The organism is Streptomyces sp. NPDC088707 (assembly GCF_044752725.1).
Classification (GTDB): Bacteria; Actinomycetota; Actinomycetes; order Streptomycetales; family Streptomycetaceae; genus Streptomyces.
Window position 1 is genome coordinate 257,670 of the sequence record NZ_JBIVLV010000006.1, and the last position, 15,524, is coordinate 273,193.

Annotated in this window: 13 protein-coding genes; 3 read left to right on the plus strand and 10 right to left on the minus strand. The window is 71.8% G+C overall.

The genetic code is table 11. The features are described from left to right. Nucleotides 1–170 precede the first annotated feature (170 nt). Nucleotides 171–1,346, plus strand: a complete 1,176-nt coding sequence (locus ACIP84_RS20175) for a winged helix DNA-binding domain-containing protein (protein WP_401799101.1) — start codon at nucleotides 171–173, stop codon at nucleotides 1,344–1,346. Here ACIP84_RS20175 and ACIP84_RS20180 read toward each other — a convergent pair. The 4 genes from ACIP84_RS20180 to kdpF are packed head-to-tail and all read right to left on the minus strand — an operon-like array spanning nucleotide 1,318 to nucleotide 5,898. Beyond that, complete coding sequence (locus tag ACIP84_RS20180; RefSeq protein WP_355967174.1) at nucleotides 1,318–1,992, minus strand: potassium-transporting ATPase subunit C; 675 nt, start codon at nucleotides 1,990–1,992, stop codon at nucleotides 1,318–1,320. The genes ACIP84_RS20175 and ACIP84_RS20180 overlap by 29 nt on opposite strands. A gap of 5 nt (nucleotides 1,993–1,997) precedes the next feature. Then, nucleotides 1,998–4,100 (minus strand): potassium-transporting ATPase subunit KdpB, encoded by a 2,103-nt coding sequence (gene kdpB, locus ACIP84_RS20185; protein ID WP_401799103.1) that lies wholly within the window; start codon nucleotides 4,098–4,100, stop codon nucleotides 1,998–2,000. Further along, a complete protein-coding gene (gene kdpA, locus ACIP84_RS20190; protein WP_401799104.1) occupies nucleotides 4,097–5,800 on the minus strand; it encodes a potassium-transporting ATPase subunit KdpA in 1,704 nt (567 codons plus the stop codon). The genes kdpB and kdpA overlap by 4 nt, the downstream gene beginning before the upstream one ends. A gap of 8 nt (nucleotides 5,801–5,808) precedes the next feature. Further along, a complete protein-coding gene (kdpF, locus tag ACIP84_RS20195) occupies nucleotides 5,809–5,898 on the minus strand; it encodes a K(+)-transporting ATPase subunit F (RefSeq protein ID WP_150264922.1) in 90 nt (29 codons plus the stop codon). Nucleotides 5,899–6,352: 454 nt separating this feature from the next. Between kdpF and pucL the strand changes: the two genes are divergently transcribed. Then, a complete protein-coding gene (gene pucL / locus ACIP84_RS20200) occupies nucleotides 6,353–7,270 on the plus strand; it encodes a factor-independent urate hydroxylase (RefSeq protein ID WP_401799106.1) in 918 nt (305 codons plus the stop codon). Between the two features lie 9 nt (nucleotides 7,271–7,279). Here pucL and crcB (ACIP84_RS20205) read toward each other — a convergent pair whose 3' ends face one another. Both crcB (ACIP84_RS20205) and crcB (ACIP84_RS20210) read right to left on the minus strand, forming a co-directional pair. Then, nucleotides 7,280–7,633, minus strand: a complete 354-nt coding sequence (gene crcB, locus ACIP84_RS20205; RefSeq protein ID WP_401799108.1) for a fluoride efflux transporter CrcB — start codon at nucleotides 7,631–7,633, stop codon at nucleotides 7,280–7,282. Further along, nucleotides 7,630–8,073, minus strand: a complete 444-nt coding sequence (gene crcB / locus ACIP84_RS20210) for a fluoride efflux transporter CrcB (protein WP_401799110.1) — start codon at nucleotides 8,071–8,073, stop codon at nucleotides 7,630–7,632. The genes crcB (ACIP84_RS20205) and crcB (ACIP84_RS20210) overlap by 4 nt, the downstream gene beginning before the upstream one ends. 385 nt (nucleotides 8,074–8,458) lie before the next feature. On the opposite strand from crcB (ACIP84_RS20210), the gene ACIP84_RS20215 reads away from it, so the two are divergent. Next, complete coding sequence (locus ACIP84_RS20215) at nucleotides 8,459–9,730, plus strand: transposase (RefSeq protein WP_355967192.1); 1,272 nt, start codon at nucleotides 8,459–8,461, stop codon at nucleotides 9,728–9,730. 35 nt (nucleotides 9,731–9,765) lie between these two features. Here ACIP84_RS20215 and ACIP84_RS20220 read toward each other — a convergent pair whose 3' ends face one another. The 4 genes from ACIP84_RS20220 to ACIP84_RS20235 form a co-directional block, all read right to left on the minus strand. Then, a complete protein-coding gene (locus tag ACIP84_RS20220) occupies nucleotides 9,766–11,796 on the minus strand; it encodes a helix-turn-helix domain-containing protein (RefSeq protein ID WP_355967195.1) in 2,031 nt (676 codons plus the stop codon). Nucleotides 11,797–12,010: 214 nt separating this feature from the next. Then, nucleotides 12,011–12,892 carry an AfsR/SARP family transcriptional regulator gene (locus ACIP84_RS20225; protein WP_355967198.1) on the minus strand — a complete coding sequence of 294 codons (882 nt, stop codon included), beginning with the start codon at nucleotides 12,890–12,892 and terminating at the stop codon, nucleotides 12,011–12,013. 399 nt (nucleotides 12,893–13,291) lie between these two features. Further along, nucleotides 13,292–13,759, minus strand: a complete 468-nt coding sequence (locus ACIP84_RS20230; protein ID WP_401799111.1) for a DUF1772 domain-containing protein — start codon at nucleotides 13,757–13,759, stop codon at nucleotides 13,292–13,294. A gap of 33 nt (nucleotides 13,760–13,792) precedes the next feature. Next, nucleotides 13,793–15,436, minus strand: a complete 1,644-nt coding sequence (locus tag ACIP84_RS20235) for a von Willebrand factor type A domain-containing protein (protein ID WP_401799113.1) — start codon at nucleotides 15,434–15,436, stop codon at nucleotides 13,793–13,795. Nucleotides 15,437–15,524: the final 88 nt, after the last annotated feature.

The following is a 15,524-nucleotide window of genomic DNA, read 5'->3' on the forward strand; positions in this document are numbered from 1 at the left end:
GCGGCCTCATGGTCCAGTTCCGGCCACAACGGTGGGCGTCGGGTGTGCGACATCGGGGCGAGCCCTCGGTGAACGCACGGCTTCAGCCCCCGGTGAACGCACGGCTCCGGCCCCCGGTGACCGCACGGCTCCAGCCCTCGGGTGTCAGTGCCGGGGAGGACAATCGCGCCATGGTGATCACCGCGCGCGCCCTCAACCGCTCCACTCTCGCCCGGCAGCTCCTCCTGGACCGGGTGCCGATCGGTGTCGGGGACGCCGTGCGCCGGGTGGTGGCACTGCAGGCGCAGCAACCGGGCTCGCCCTACGTGGCGTTGTGGAACCGCGTCGCCGGCTTCGATCCCGCGCGGCTCGACCAGGCCGTGGAGGGTTTCGAGCTGGTCAGGTCGACCCTGATGCGGCTCACGCTGCACCTGGTGCACGCCGAGGACTACCGGGCCTTCCGCGAGGCCATGGAGCCGACCCTGCGCGGTTCGCGGCTCCACGACCCCCGGTACAAGGCGGCCGGGTTCACGGCCGACGACGCCGACGCGCTGCTGCCCGCTCTCCTCGACTTCGCCGGGGAGGCCCGGAGCGGGGCCCAGATGCGGGAGCGCCTGGAGGCGGCGCGGGGCGGGCCGGTGGAGGCCGTGGTGTGGCGGATGATGCGGCAGTACGCGCCGTTGTGGCACGCGCCGACGGGGCCGCCGTGGTCGTTCGGGGCGGCGCAGTCGTTCGTGACGGCGAGTGCGCCGCTGCCCGTGCTCGCTGATCCGGAGGCGGCGACGGCGGGGCTCGCCGTCCTGATCCGGCGCTATCTGGAGGGCTTCGGGCCGGCGTCCGTACCCGACATGGCGCAGTTCACGATGGCGCCGCGGGGGAAGGTGCGCGAGGCCGTACGGCTCGTCGAGGGCGAGCTGGAGCAGTGGGAGGGGCCCGGCGGGACCCTCCTGTACGACGTACCGGGGGCGCTTCGGCCCGACGCGGACGTCCCGGCGCCGCCCCGGCTCCTCGCGATGTGGGACAGCATCCTGCTGGCCTACGCGGACCGCAGCCGCGTGATTCCGGCCGAGTACCGCAAGCACGTGATCCGGGTGAACGGCGACACGCTGCCGACGCTGCTGGTCGACGGGTACGTGGCCGGGGTCTGGCGCCCCGTCGAGGGAGGCATCGAGGCCTCGGCCTTCCACCCGCTGCCCGCCCGGGTCTGGGCGGAGCTGGCGGAGGAGGCCGAGGCGCTCGACGGCTTCCTCGCCGCCCGTGACCGTCGTGTCTACAGCCGTTACGACCACTGGTGGGTCAAGGGGCTGCCCACGGTGGAGACCCGGGTGCTGCCGGGGCTCAGTCCTTCGCGGCCCTCAGCTGCTTGAGGGCGATGTTGAGCTGGAGGACGTTGACGCGGGGCTCGCCTATGAAGCCGAGGATGCGGCCGTCGGTGTGGGCGGCGACGAGCTCGTCGACCTGGGCGACGGTGAGGTGGTTCTTCTCCGCGACCCGGTGGACCTGGAGCCTGGCGTACTCCGGGGAGATGTGCGGGTCGAGGCCGGAGCCGGAGGAGGTGACCGCGTCGGCGGGCACGTCGGAGGGCTTGACGGTGTGGTCGGCCGTGGAGTTGTCCTTGACGACGGCGGCCTTGGCGTCCTTGACCCAGGTGATCAGGTCCTCGTTGTCGCCCGAGCGGTTGGTGGCTCCGGAGAGGATGATCGAGTACCGGGTGTTGACGCTGTTGGAGCCCAGGCCGTTGGACGGGCGCGGCTGGAACCACGTGAGGTCCGGGGCGGCCGTCTCCTCGCCCTCCTCGAGCGGGAGGTCGTAGGTCTGGCCGATCAGTTCCGAGCCGACGACCTTGCCGCTCGCGTCGGTGACCTCGGAGCCGTTCGCCTTGCCGGGGAAGGCCACTTGGGCGATGCCGGTGACGGCCAGCGGGTAGAGGACACCGCACACGACGGTGAGGACGAGGAGGGCACGCAGGCCCGCCCAGAGCACGCGGCCCGTGTTTCCTGCGGAGTTGTTCATCGTGGTCAGCCGATTCCGGGGATGAGGGAGATGAGGAGGTCGATGATCTTGATGCCGATGAACGGGGCGATCAGGCCGCCGAGTCCGTAGATCCCGAGGTTGCGCCGGAGCATCGAGTCGGCGCTGGACGGCCGGTAGCGGACGCCCCTGAGGGCGAGCGGGACCAGCGCGATGATGATCAGCGCGTTGAAGACGACCGCGGAGAGGATCGCGGACTCGGGCGAGGTCAGGCCCATGATGTTGAGCCTGTCCAGGCTCGGGTAGGCGACGGCGAACATCGCGGGGATGATCGCGAAGTACTTCGCCACGTCGTTGGCGATCGAGAAAGTCGTCAACGCGCCCCGGGTGATGAGGAGTTGCTTGCCGATCTCGACGATCTCGATGAGCTTGGTCGGGTCGGAGTCGAGGTCGACCATGTTGCCGGCCTCCTTCGCGGCCGACGTGCCCGTGTTCATCGCCACACCGACGTCGGCCTGCGCGAGCGCGGGGGCGTCGTTGGTGCCGTCACCGGTCATCGCGACGAGTTTCCCGCCCGCCTGCTCCCGCTTGATGAGGGCCATCTTGTCCTCGGGGGTGGCCTCGGCGAGGAAGTCGTCGACACCGGCCTCCTCGGCGATCGCCTTCGCGGTCAGCGGGTTGTCACCCGTGATCATGACCGTACGGATGCCCATGCGGCGCAGTTCGTCGAACCGCTCCCGCATGCCCTCCTTCACCACGTCCTTCAGGTGGACGACACCGAGGACACGCGCGCCCTTGTCGTCCTCCAGAGCCACCAGCAGCGGCGTGCCGCCGGCCTGGGAGATCCGGTCCGTGAGCGCCTGCGCGTCCTCGGAGACGCTGCCGCCCCGCTCCTTCACCCACGCCGCCACCGAACCGGTCGCGCCCTTGCGCACCTTGCGTCCGTCGACGTCGACACCCGACATGCGGGTCTGGGCGGTGAACTCGATCCACTCGGCACCGGCCGGCGCACCCTGGGGCTCGCGAAGGCCGTACCTCTCCTTCGCCAGGACCACGATCGAGCGGCCCTCGGGCGTCTCGTCCGCGAGGGAGGAGAGCCGGGCGGCGTGGGCGAGTTCGGCCTCCGTCGTCCCGGCCACCGGGGCGAACTCGGAGGCCTGGCGATTGCCGAGGGTGATGGTGCCGGTCTTGTCGAGCAGGAGCGTCGACACGTCACCGGCGGCCTCGACCGCGCGGCCCGACATCGCGAGGACGTTGCGCTGCACCAGCCGGTCCATGCCGGCGATGCCGATCGCGGAGAGCAGCGCGCCGATCGTCGTCGGGATCAGGCAGACGAGCAGGGCCGTGAGGACGATGAGGGAGGTCTGCGTGTCGGCGCCCGCGTAGATCGCGAACGGCTTCAGCGTGACCACGGCCAGCAGGAAGACGATCGTCAGCGACGCGAGCAGGATGTTGAGGGCGATCTCGTTCGGCGTCTTCTGCCGGGACGCGCCCTCGACCAGGTTGATCATCCGGTCGATGAACGTCTCGCCGGGCCTCGTCGTGATCTTGACGACGACGCGGTCCGACAGCACCTTGGTGCCGCCGGTGACGGCGCAGCGGTCGCCGCCGGACTCGCGGATGACCGGGGCCGACTCGCCCGTGATGGCGGACTCGTCGACCGACGCGACGCCCTCGACGACGTCACCGTCGCCGGGGATGACGTCTCCGGCCTCGCAGACCACCAGGTCACCGATGCGCAGCTCCGTTCCCGGGACCCGCTCCTCGTCCCCGCCGACGAGGCGGCGGGCGACGGTGTCGGTCTTGGCCTTGCGCAGGGTGTCCGCCTGCGCCTTGCCGCGGCCTTCGGCGACCGCCTCCGCCAGGTTGGCGAAGACCGTGGTCAGCCACAGCCAGGCGGTGATCGCCCAGCCGAACCAGTCCCCCGGGTTCCTCACCGCGAGCACCGTGGTCACGACCGAGCCGATCAGCACCACGAACATGACGGGGGACTTGACCATGACCCGCGGGTCGAGCTTCCTGATCGCGTCCGGGAAGGACGTGACCAGTTGCTTCGGGTCGAACAGTCCGCCGCCGACGCGGCCGGCCTCGGCCGGCCGGCCGATGGGCTCCCCGGACCGCGGCGGCCGGGTGGGAGTGATGGTGCTCATGCTGCGAGCCCTTCGGCGAGCGGTCCCAGCGCCAGGGCCGGGAAGTAGGTGAGACCGGTGATGATGAGGATCGTGCCGACCAGCAGGCCGGTGAACAGCGGCTTCTCGGTCCGCAGGGTGCCCGCCGTCTCCGGCACGGGCTTCTGCTCGGCCAGCGAACCCGCCAGCGCGAGCACGAAGACCATCGGCAGGAACCGGCCGAGCAGCATCGCGATACCGATCGTGGTGTTGAACCACTGGGTGTCCGCGTTCAGACCCGCGAACGCCGAGCCGTTGTTGTTCGCACCGGACGTGTAGGCGTAGAGGATCTCGGAGAAGCCGTGCGCGCCGGAGTTCGTCATCGAGTGCGACGGCGTGTCCAGGACGAACGAGGCCGCCGTGAAGCCGAGCACGAGGGCCGGGGTGATCAGGATGTAGCAGGCCGCGAACTTGATCTCGCGGGTGCCGATCTTCTTGCCCAGGTACTCCGGGGTGCGGCCGACCATCAGGCCCGCGATGAACACCGCGATGATCGCCATGATCAGCATGCCGTACAGGCCGGAGCCGACACCGCCGGGCGCGATCTCGCCGAGCTGCATGCCCAGCATCGTGATCCCGCCGCCGAAGCCGGTGTACGAGGAGTGGAAGGAGTTCACCGCGCCGGTGGAGGTGAGCGTGGTGGCGACCGCGAAGATCGACGACCCGGCGATCCCGAACCGGGTCTCCTTGCCCTCCATCGCCCCGCCCGCCAGGTCGAACGCCGGGCCGTTGTGCGCGAACTCGGTCCACATCATCAGCGCCGTGAACCCGAGCCAGATCGCGGCCATCGTGCCGAGGATCGCGTACCCCTGCTTCAGCGAGCCGACCATCCGGCCGAACGTCCGCGTCAGGGCGAACGGGATCACCAGGATCAGGTAGATCTCGAAGAGGTTCGACAGACCGTCGGGGTTCTCGAAGGGGTGGGACGAGTTGGCGTTGAAGTAACCGCCGCCGTTCGTGCCCAGCTCCTTGATGACCTCCTGCGAGGCCACCGCCCCGCCGTTCCACTGCTGCGTGCCGCCCATGAACTGGCCGACCTCGTGGATGCCGTCGAAGTTCTGGATCGCACCGCACGCCACCAGCACCAGCGCGCCGACCACCGAGATCGGCAGCAGGATGCGGACCGTGCCCCGGACCAGGTCGGACCAGAAGTTGCCCAGCTCACCGGTGCGGACGGGGGTCCCCCCTGCTCGAGCGGAGCCGAGAGCTCGGGTGAGGGCGAAGCCGCGCACCAGCGCGACCGCCACGGCCATGCCCACGGCCGCCGACACGAAGTTCTGCACCGCGAGGCCGCCGGTCTGCACGACGTGGCCCATGGCCTGCTCGCCGTAGTACGACTGCCAGTTCGTGTTCGCCACGAACGACGCCGCCGTGTTGAACGCCTGGTCCGGGTCGATCGACACGAAGCCGAGCGAGCCGGGCAGCGAACCCTGCACGCGCTGCAGCAGATACAGGAACAGGACGCTCACCGCGGAGAACGCCAGCACACCGCGCAGGTAGGCGGGCCAGCGCATCTCCGCCGACGGGTTGGCGCCGATGGCCTTGTAGATCCACTTCTCCCCCCGGAGGTGCTTGTCGGAGGAGTAGACCCGAGCCATGTGGTCACCCAGCGGCCGGTACGACAGACCCAGCGCGACCAGGAGGGCAAGGAGCTGGAGGACTCCAGCAAGAACGGGACTCATATCCGTACTCAGAACCTCTCCGGCTTGACGAGGGCGAGGACGAGATAGACCAGCAGGGCGGCGGCCACGAGCAGACCGACGATGTTCTCGGCACTCACAGCTTGGCCACCCCCTTGGCGATGAAGGCCACCAGCGCGAAGACCGCGATCGTGGTGACGACGAAGGCCACGTCGGCCATCGTGAGCTCCCGGATGCAGGAAGAAGGAAGAACGGATTCTCGGACGAGACGAGGAAACCTCTCCCCGGCTGCCTCGCCGCCTCCGTTGACGTGCCCCTAACGCCGTCCATGCCCGTCTTGACGCGTCCCGTACGTACGGGTGACCTGGCCCACGGGTTCCGGACCCCGCCCGGTTCGGTGCTCACCCATTGCCAGTGGCCGGAAGGGGACATATCTTCGAGCGAAACCTACGGACCGGGATGCTCGTCAGTCCCGGGGCGGCCCGCCGTTCACGGGTCGGACGGCGGGGAGCGGCACCCTCGGGGACGACGGGGGACGCTGGACGCCGGGCGTACGGGATATCCGTATCCACGTACCCGCAGGAGCTGAGCAGCATGAGCAAGCACGTCCTGGCGCAGAACCAGTACGGCAAGGCCGAGAACCGCATCGTCGCCGTGACCCGCAGGGGCGACGAGGGCGCATGGCACGAGATCCGCGACCTGAACGTGTCGGTGGCGCTGCGCGGTGAGTACCGCGAGGTCCATCTGACCGGCGACAACGGCAACTGCCTGCCGACCGACACGACCAAGAACACGGTGTACGCCTTCGCCAAGGAGCACGGCGTGGCCTCCCCCGAGGCGTTCGGCATCCTCCTGGCCAAGCACTTCGTGACCTCGCAGGCGGTGATCCACGAGGCGCAGATCCGGGTGGAGGAGTACGCCTGGGAGCGGATCTCCGTCCCCACCCGCAAGGAGCAGCACTCCTTCGTCCGCAAGGGCCAGGAGGTCCGCACCGCGCAGATCACCTACTCGGCGAACACCGGGCTCCAGGTCCTCTCGGGTCTCAAGGACCTCACCGTCATGAACTCGACGAACTCCGAGTTCCACGGCTTCATCAAGGACAGGTACACGACGCTCCAGGAGGCGTACGACCGGATCCTGGCCACCAAGGTCACGGCCCGCTGGGCGAACTCGGCCCCGGCGGCCGCGGACGAGGAGCACGACTGGGACCGCTCGTACCAGAAGGTGCGCCGCCACATGCTGGAGGCGTTCGCGGACACGTACAGCTACTCGCTCCAGCAGACGCTGCACGCGATGGCCGACCGGGTCCTCGACAACGTCTCCACGGTCAACGAGGTCCGGCTCAACCTGCCGAACAAGCACCACTTCCTGGTGGACCTGGAGCCCTTCGGCCTCAAGAACGACAACGAGGTCTACTTCGCGGCGGACCGGATGTACGGCCTCATCGAGGGCACCATCCACCGTGACGGGGTGCAGCCGGTGATCGCGACCAGCGACTGGATCACCGCCTGAACCGCCGGATCACCACAGCCTGGCCGTCTCCACTCCCAGCCATACGGCTCCGAGTCCGGCGGCCAGGCTCGCGGCGACGTTGAGCGCCGCGTACCCCTTCGCCCCGTCCTCGTACAGCTTCAGCGTCTCGTACGAGAAGGTCGAGTACGTCGTGAGCGCCCCGCACAGGCCCGTGCCGAGCAGCAGATGGACCTGGGCCGACGTCACCCCGGTGAGCAGTCCGAGGAGGAACGAGCCGACGACGTTCACCGTGAACGTGCCCCAGGGGAAGCCGGGGCCGAAGCGGGCGCGCGCCGCACGGTCCGTGAGGTAGCGCAGGGGCGCGCCGACGGCGGCGCCCGCGACGACCGGCAGCCAGTTCACGCGCGCCCCGCCCCGCCCTGTCCCGCCCTGGCGCGGACGGCCCTGGCGCCGGCGGCACCGGCGCAGACAGCGGCGAGCGCGGTGACCAGGGTGCCGCCCAGGTAGAGCAGACCGCGCGTCGGGTCCCCGGCGCTCAGCAGCCGCTCGGTTTCGAGGCTGTACGTCGAGAAGGTGGTGAACCCGCCGCAGAATCCGGTGCCGAGGAAGGGCCGCAGGAGCGGGTGCGGGGGCGCCGTCGACCACTCGGTCGGCCGCTCCGTCAGCAGGACCATCAGGGTGCCGAGGAGCGCGCACCCGATCGCGTTCACCGTGAACGTGGTCCACGGGAAGGCGTGCGCGGGGGTCGGCCAGACGAGTCCCGCGCCGTAGCGGGCGGATGCGCCGAGGGCGCCTCCGGCGGCCACCACCCCGACGACCGGCAGTTCCGCGCGCAGTCCCATGGCCGCAAGCCTACGAGGGACGGGTCAAGGCGAGGCGCACAGGCACGGCCCCCGGCCTGGGGCATTAACCGGGGTCCGGCCCGTGCAGCCTCGCTCTGCGATGGTCCGGCCACGCCCTGCGACGGGTCAAAGCCGGGCCGGCGAGTCTGTCAGATCCCCCACGGGGTATCCCTGAGGGCCGTGGCGGGGGGCGGACGGGCCTCTGACAATGGGCCGCGAGAGGCCCATGGGCACCTCCCTGACCTGCGACGACACGTCGGGGGGTGGTCCGGTCACCATCCGGCGGCCGATTCGGGTGCCGGGTACACCTCGTCGCCGGAGGGCACTTCGGGCGACGGTGATGGGGCAGCGGGAGGGAGCTGCGCAACCTTCGGGCAGGAGTGTCGTGAGTACATCCGTCGCAACCAAGCGCAGGGCCGTGACCGGGTCCGTTCCGCCGGCCGTTCCCCTGGACGTCGTCAGGTCCGTCGGCGCGCCCGGCTCGCGCGAGGACGTCTACGCCGAGCTGTGTGCCGCGCTGTTCTCCGGCTTCCCGCGCCGGGACCAGCGCCTGAAGGCCGAGCAGTATCTGCACGGCCTGCTCACCGCGCAGGGCCGCAAGTCCATCCGTAACATCGCCGCGCAGATAGGCGGTCCCGCCGCCGAGCAGAGCCTGCACCACTTCGTGTCCAGTTCCACCTGGGACTGGCAGCCGATGCGGGCGGCGCTCGCCCGGTACCTGGAGCGCAACAGCTGCCCGCAGGCCTGGGTGGTGCGGCCGATGCCGATACCGAAGGCCGGTGAGCACTCGGTGGGTGTGGACCGGCGGTTCGACCCGGAGCGCGGGCAGGTCTTCCACGGCCAGCAGGCGTTCGGGGTGTGGTTCGCGAGCGACGAGCTGAGCGTGCCCGTCAACTGGCGTCTGTTCCTGCCGGACCCGTGGGTGAACGACCGCACGCGGCGCGACCGCGCGGAGGTTCCCCAGGAGGCCGGCGAGGAGACCCTGGAGGAGTGCGCCGTCGCGGCGGCGCTCGACACGGCCCGCTGGTCGGACGTGACCCGCAAGCCGGTGCTGCTCGACATCCGGGGCGGCGCGGGGCGGGCGGCCCTGACCCGGCTCGCCGGTGCGGGGGTGCCGGTCGTGGCCCGGATCGGTCCGGGTTCCCGGCTGGCGATCGCCGACCGTTCGCTGCCCGGTTTCGGGGCCGGTCCGCTGTCGGCGGTCCAGATCCTGGAGTCGCTCAAGGGGTTGCGCAGGCCGGTGAGTTGGGTGGACACGGTGGCCGGCGCGCGGACCTCGCGCACCTCGCTGGCGACGGCGGTGCGGGTGGCGCTGCCCACGCCGGGCGGCGAGCGGATGCGTCCGCTGGTGCTGCTCGGTGAGTGGGACGACCCGCGGCGGCCCCCGGCGCGGGTGTGGATCAGCGATCTGACCGGTTCGCCGGTCGGCTCGCTGCTGCGGCTGACGAAGCTGGCCCGCCGGGTGGAGCGGGACTTCACGGAGGTCGGCGAGGGGGCGGGACTGCGGGACTTCGTGGGCCGCTCGTTCCGCGGCTGGCACCGGCACATCACGCTGGCGTCGGCGGCTCACGCGGCGACGGTCATGGCCGCCACCGACTGGGAGGCGTCCTACGGCTCCGGCTACGGATCAGGCCGTACGACCCGTACGGCGAGCTGAGCCGCGCGGGCGGCCGGTCGGCCCGGGTGCGGGGGTCAGACGCTCCGCTCCGGCGGGCCGGGCGCCGGTCGGCCCGGGTCCGCGGTGGCGCGGCCCCTGGCCAGGACCTCCCGGGTGCGCTGGAGGCGCAGCGCAAGCTGGACCTCCAGGACCTGGCCGGGCTTCTGCCACTCGGGGCCGAGGAGTTCACCGATCCGTTCCAGCCGGCGCGAGACGGTGTTGGGGTGGACGTGGAGCGCCTCGGCCGCGTTGGTCGGGCTGCCGCCGGAGGCGAAGTACGCCTCCAGGGTGTGGGTGAGGTCGGTGAACCGCTCGGCGTCGTAGTCGAGTACGGGTCCGATCGCCGCCTCGACGAAGCCGTCGACGTCGTTGTCGTCGGAGAGCAGCAGCCCGAGGAAGCCCAGGTCCTGCACGGACGCCGCCGAGCCGGTGCCGCCGAGGGCGCTCATCGCGTCCAGGCAGCGCCCGGCCTCCTGGTGCATCCGGGCGACGCCGTCGGGGCTCTGGCCGGGTCCGGCGGCGGCCACGGAGACGGGGTGGCCGAGCAGCGGGGACAGTTCGTCGGCGACGGCCCTGGCGGCTGCCGAGGCGTCGATACCGGGGAGCAGCAGCACGATGCAGCCGCCCTGCACGGTCTTCAGACCACTGAGGCGGTACGCGTACGAGGACGCCCACACCACGGCCCTGCCCTGTTCGCCGCCCTCCGGCCGGGCGAGCACGAGGACGTGCGGTTTACGCAGGTCGACGCCGAGGCGGCGGGCGCGCTGGGCGATCTGCTGGGGCGCGTGCGGCGGGTCGGCGATGAGGTCGTCGAGGAGTTCGTCGCGGACGGGTCCCTCGGCGACGGCGGTGGAGCGCCGCATGAGGAGGAGGAAGGCGACGGACTGGGCGGCGAGTTCGAGGAGCCGCTCGTCCTCGCCGGTGAGGCCGCCGGCGGCGCGGATGACGAGGCCGCCGAGGTCTTCGGAGCCGGCGATGACGGGGGCGACCCAGGTGTCGTCGTCGGCGAGGACCGGGCGGCGGCGGGCGTGCGCGTCGAGCGAGGCCTTGGCGACGGCCTCCTCGACGAGGCCGGGTATGTCTCCCGCGGTGGCCAGGCAGCGGCCCCCCTGGTCGCGGATCATCACCGTCGCGTCGAGGGCGTCGGCGGCGGCCTTGGCGACACTGCCCAGGTCCCCGCCGGCGAGCACGAGGTTCATGATCCGGCCGTGGGCCTCGCTGACGTGCCGCATCCGGGTGAGGCTGGTGCGGACCCGGGAGCTGTCCCGTTCGAGTTCGGAGACCTCGGCCCGGGTCCTGTCGAGGAGTCCGGCCTTCTCGACGGCGAGTGCGGCGAGGTCGGCGAGCGCGGTGAGCAGCCCGATCTCCTCGCCGGTGTGGTGGCGGACCCGCCGGTCGGCGCCGTGCAGGACACCGATCACGGTGTCGCCGCTGCGCAGCGGCGCGGCCATGATCGCGTGCAGTTCCTCGGCGCGCAGGGCCGTTTCGGCGACCTCGTCGAAGGCGGGCGCGGGGACGCCGGCGTCGAGGGAGTCGAAGGAGGCGAAGCGTTCGTCGGCGAGGCGGTCGGCGGTCCACACGGCCTCGCCGTGCGTCTGGACGGCGCCGCCGAGTCCGTACCCCTCGGCGATCCGCAGGCCGGGGGCGATCCTCGGGCCGCCGGCCTGTCCGGTGCGGGAGCCCTCGGCGGTGTGGACGTAGCAGGTTCCCTGCGGGCCGCGCAGGGTCACGTACGCCAGGTCGAGGCCGAGGAGCCGGCGGGCCCGGCGGGTGATCACGCGCAGCAGGCTGTCGAGGTCGTACGACCGGGTGAGATCGCGGGCGGTGTCGGTGAGGGTGGCGAGTCCTGCTTCGCGGCGCGCGTCCCGCTCGCGCGCGGCGTTCACCTCGCCGGCGAGTGCGACGGCCCGTTCGATGCGGTCGAGTTCCGCTCCGCGGGTTCCGGCCAGCCGGGCCTCGTCGAGGAGGGTGTCGTAGTGGGCGGGCGGGGCCTGCCGGGCCAGTAGTTCGAGGACCGTGAGCAGCGCGTCGGCACCACCGGCTCCGTCCGCGCCGTGCAAGGTCATGGCCCCGTCCCCCGTAGTCGAGCGAAATCGGGCACCTGGGAGGAAACCCGTACTGCTCGCCGAAACTAATTCGGCTTCGGGAGTCGGTCAACGGTGAGTTCCCGCACTTCATTCCCGGTGAAGGCCCCCGGGAGGCGTCCGGCTGGTCAGACCGGCTGTCCTCAAGGGGCTGTGATGGCGATCGGGCGGCCGTGCCGCGGGCCGCGTCGGGGGGTCAGCCCACGGATCCCGCCGGTACGAGCCGGGCCCGCGCGGGGCTGAACTGGGACGGGACGCGGGGCGCGTAGAGCGGGCGGACCTCGGTGGTCCGTACGGCGAGGACCGAGCGCTGGAGGCGGCGCAGCCGCGCCGAGGGCTCCATGCCGCTCTCCCCCTTGAGGGCCACGCGCAGCCGCTCGTACACGGTGAGGGCCTCGTCGTGCTGGCCGCAGCGCAGCAGGGCCACCATGTAGTGGGCGTGGAGGGGCTCGTTGGTGCGGTAGCGGGCGACGAGGCCGGACAGTTCGGGGACGAGTTCGGCGTGCCGGCCGAGGCCCAACTGGGCTTCCACCCACTGGTCGAGGACGCTCAGGCGGGAGGTTTCGAGGCGCTCGACCTCTCGGCGGAGGCGGGGTCCCGCGGCGACGCCGGCGTAGGGTTCGCCGCGCCACAGGGCGAGGGCCTCGCCGAGGCGGAGCGCGGCGCGGTCGAGGTCGCCGGCCTCCATGGCGCGGTATCCGGCGCCGGCCGCGCGCTCGAACTGCCGGACGTCGTTGGTGCCGCCGCCGGTGTCGAGCCGGTAGCCGCCGGGCTGGGAGACGAGGATCGCGTCGGCGGTGCGCCGGTCGGACCAGCCGGGCCCGGGCTCCGCCGACGGGGCGCCGCGCAGCGCGCCGGTGATGAGGGTGCGCAACTCGGCTATGTGGGCCTGGAGTTCGGCGCGTGCGCCGCGCGGCGCGCCGGACGGCCACAGTTCCTCGGTGAGCACCGTCACGGGGACGACCTGGTCGGCACTGGCCGTGAGCAGGGCGAGGAGCTGCCGTGGCGCGGCGGCTGTCGGCGTGATCGACACCCCGTGCTCACGTACCGACAGTCCCCCCAGAATCCGGACGTCCACCTTGCCCCCTCCATGCCTGTGCGGTGTCAGCGCGCGGGATGACTCTCGATGATTAGAAAAGACCCCCGTAGGCATGTCAATAAGAAACCGGAGGGTATGGAAACCCAACCCGGGATATCGGGGTGATTCACCCCCTTTGGGGTGCTATAAGGACGTAGGATTTTCGTCACTGGCGCAGACCGATACATGCCCGAAGACTGTTTCCGGACTCGTAGGTACGCTTTCGCGGGACCCTCGTGGAGCGCGAAGAGGCCGACACGCACGAGTTCACGCCAGAAACCGTCCACCGGGTACGGTTCCACGACCGCGGGGCCCTGACGGCGGGCAGCCGAGCGGCCCGCCGGGGCATGCCCGACGGGCCGGAGGTGGAAGGGGCGGAACGGCGCGGAACGGGCAGCCCTAGACGACGGCGGCGGCGGTCAGCAGGCCGAACGCGACGACGACCAGGGGCGTACGGACACGGTGGAAGCCGTTCCAGCGCTTCTCGAAGGCGGCCCGGACGGCCGACGGCTCGTCACCCGTGGCCTGCGACGCGGCCAGCGCGTTGTTGAGCGGGATGTTGCCGCCGATGGTGACCGCGTGGTTGAGGACCGCGCACACCAGCCCCGCGAGCACCAGCCACTTCTGGATGTCCGTCCGGCCGTCGACGGGGACGAGGAACGCGGCGACGGGGAAGGCGACCACCCCGAGGAAGACGATCAGGAACACGCCCCTCGGGACGGCTTCGTTGATCCGGCGCATCGCCGTGACGAACTCGGCGTCCGTCAGACGGGCGAGCGCGGGCATGATTCCGGTCTGGAAGATCAGCATGAAACCGGCGTACAGGCCGGTGGATCCGATGGCGAGGGCGAGCAGCAGGGAAGCCATGCGGCCATTCTCACCCGCTGCCCGCCCCCGACGTCAGCTGTACGGGTCACCCGACCTCAACTCGCCCTCACGGGTGGGCTCTTCGGTCGGCCCGCGGAGCCGGTCGGCCTGCCGTACGGCCTCGGCCAGCTCCCGCACCACCGCCGAACCCGACCGGCCGGCGATCGACTCGGCGCGCTCCGCGAGCGCCGGCAGACCCGGCGCTCCCGGCAGGTCGCCGCCCCGCAGGGCGTCGGCGAAGTAGGCGGTGATCGCCGTCAGTTGCAGACTGTCGTGCCCGCCGCCCCAGACGTCACCGGCGAGGGCGGCCGTGCCGACCGAGCCGGAACGCTCGTGGGGCGCGCGCGTGGCCGGGTCGAGCCAGCGGACGGTGGCGGTGGCCACCGGGCCGGTCGCCCCGGACCTGGTCCTGACCGCGTACAGCGCGGTCACCGTGTGACCGGCACCGACCTCCCCGCCGTCGACCCGGTCGTTCCGGAAGTCCTCGTCGGCGACCTCGCGGTTCTCGTAGCCGATCAGCCGGAACCTCTCGACGGTCCGCCGGTCGAAGGAGACCTGCGCCTTGGCGTCCCGCGCGCGCAGTTCGACATGGGCGGGCAGCTGGTCGACGAAGACCTTGCGGGCCTGCGCGGAGTCGGAGACGTAGGTGGTCTGGCCGTCGCCCCGGTCGGCGAGCTGCTCCATGAACGCGTCGCCGTAGTCGCTGCCCACGCCGACGCCGAAGAGGGTGATCCCGTACCGCTTCCGCTCCGCGTCGATGCGCTCCAGGATCGTCCCGGCCCCGGTGGCACCGGTGTTGGCGAGCGCGTCGGAGAGCAGCACGACCCGGTTGGTGGCGCCTTCGCGGTGGCCCTCGACGGCCACGTCGTAGCCGGTGCGGACGCCGGCCTCGACATTGGTGGAGGAGCTCGTCGCGAGGGAGTCCACGACCTCGCGGATCCGGCCGCGGGCGTCGCCCACCCGGGTCGGCGGCAGCCGGGTCTCGGCCCGGTCGCTGAAGGTGACGAGGCCGATCGAGTCGTCGTCGCGGAGCTCGTCGGCGAGGAGCCCGAGCGATTCCTTGACCAGGTCGAGCCGGCCCGGCTCGGCCATCGAGCCGGAGACGTCGACGACGAAGGTGAGGGCGGCGGGCGGGCGTGCGCCGCTCCGGTCCGCCGCGCGCGTGGCGAGGCCGACCCGGACCAGGGACCAGCCGTCCTGCCCGGCGCGGGCCCCGTCGAGGGTCACGCTGAAACCGTTGTCCTCCGGGCGCGGGTAGTCGGGGCGGAAGCTGTTGACGAACTCCTCGGGGCGCACGGTCGCCGGGTCGGGCAGCCTCCCCTCGGCGAGGGTGCGGCGGGCGTAGCCGTACGAGGCGGTGTCCACGTCCAGGGCGAACGTGGAGAGGTAGTCGGGAGCGGGCCGGGAGGACGGCAGCCGGTCCTCGGCGGCGCCGTCGGCTCCGTCGGGCTTCGCGGTGCCCTCGGGGTGCACGGTGCCCGCTCCCCCGTCGGGGGCCGCCGGGGCGGTCCGGCCGCCCTCCCCCTTCGCCCGGTCGGCGCTGCCGCCTTCGCCGCCGGCGCCGCAGCCGCCGGCGCCGCAGCCGCCGGCGGCCAGTCCGGCCGCCAGCAGAGCCGCGACGGTGGCCGAGAACCGGGCCCGGCGGCGTCCGGCCGACCCCTTGTCCTGTCGTGCCATGTCATCTCCCCCTCTTGGTGAGCCACTTGTGAATGTGACGAGCGAGAGGGCCGCTGGGAGCAGTCGAAGGAGTTGCGGATGGATCTCG

Coding starts and splice junctions, on each gene's coding strand:
- pucL (WP_401799106.1), top strand. CDS start 6,353: ATGAGCAAGCACGTCCTGGCGCAGAACCAGTACGGCAAGGCCGAGAAC.
- kdpA (WP_401799104.1), bottom strand. CDS start 5,800: ATGAGTCCCGTTCTTGCTGGAGTCCTCCAGCTCCTTGCCCTCCTGGTC.
- kdpB (WP_401799103.1), bottom strand. CDS start 4,100: ATGAGCACCATCACTCCCACCCGGCCGCCGCGGTCCGGGGAGCCCATC.
- ACIP84_RS20230 (WP_401799111.1), bottom strand. CDS start 13,759: ATGGCTTCCCTGCTGCTCGCCCTCGCCATCGGATCCACCGGCCTGTAC.
- ACIP84_RS20220 (WP_355967195.1), bottom strand. CDS start 11,796: ATGACCTTGCACGGCGCGGACGGAGCCGGTGGTGCCGACGCGCTGCTC.
- ACIP84_RS20180 (WP_355967174.1), bottom strand. CDS start 1,992: ATGAACAACTCCGCAGGAAACACGGGCCGCGTGCTCTGGGCGGGCCTG.
- crcB (WP_401799110.1), bottom strand. CDS start 8,073: ATGGGACTGCGCGCGGAACTGCCGGTCGTCGGGGTGGTGGCCGCCGGA.
- ACIP84_RS20235 (WP_401799113.1), bottom strand. CDS start 15,436: ATGGCACGACAGGACAAGGGGTCGGCCGGACGCCGCCGGGCCCGGTTC.
- ACIP84_RS20175 (WP_401799101.1), top strand. CDS start 171: ATGGTGATCACCGCGCGCGCCCTCAACCGCTCCACTCTCGCCCGGCAG.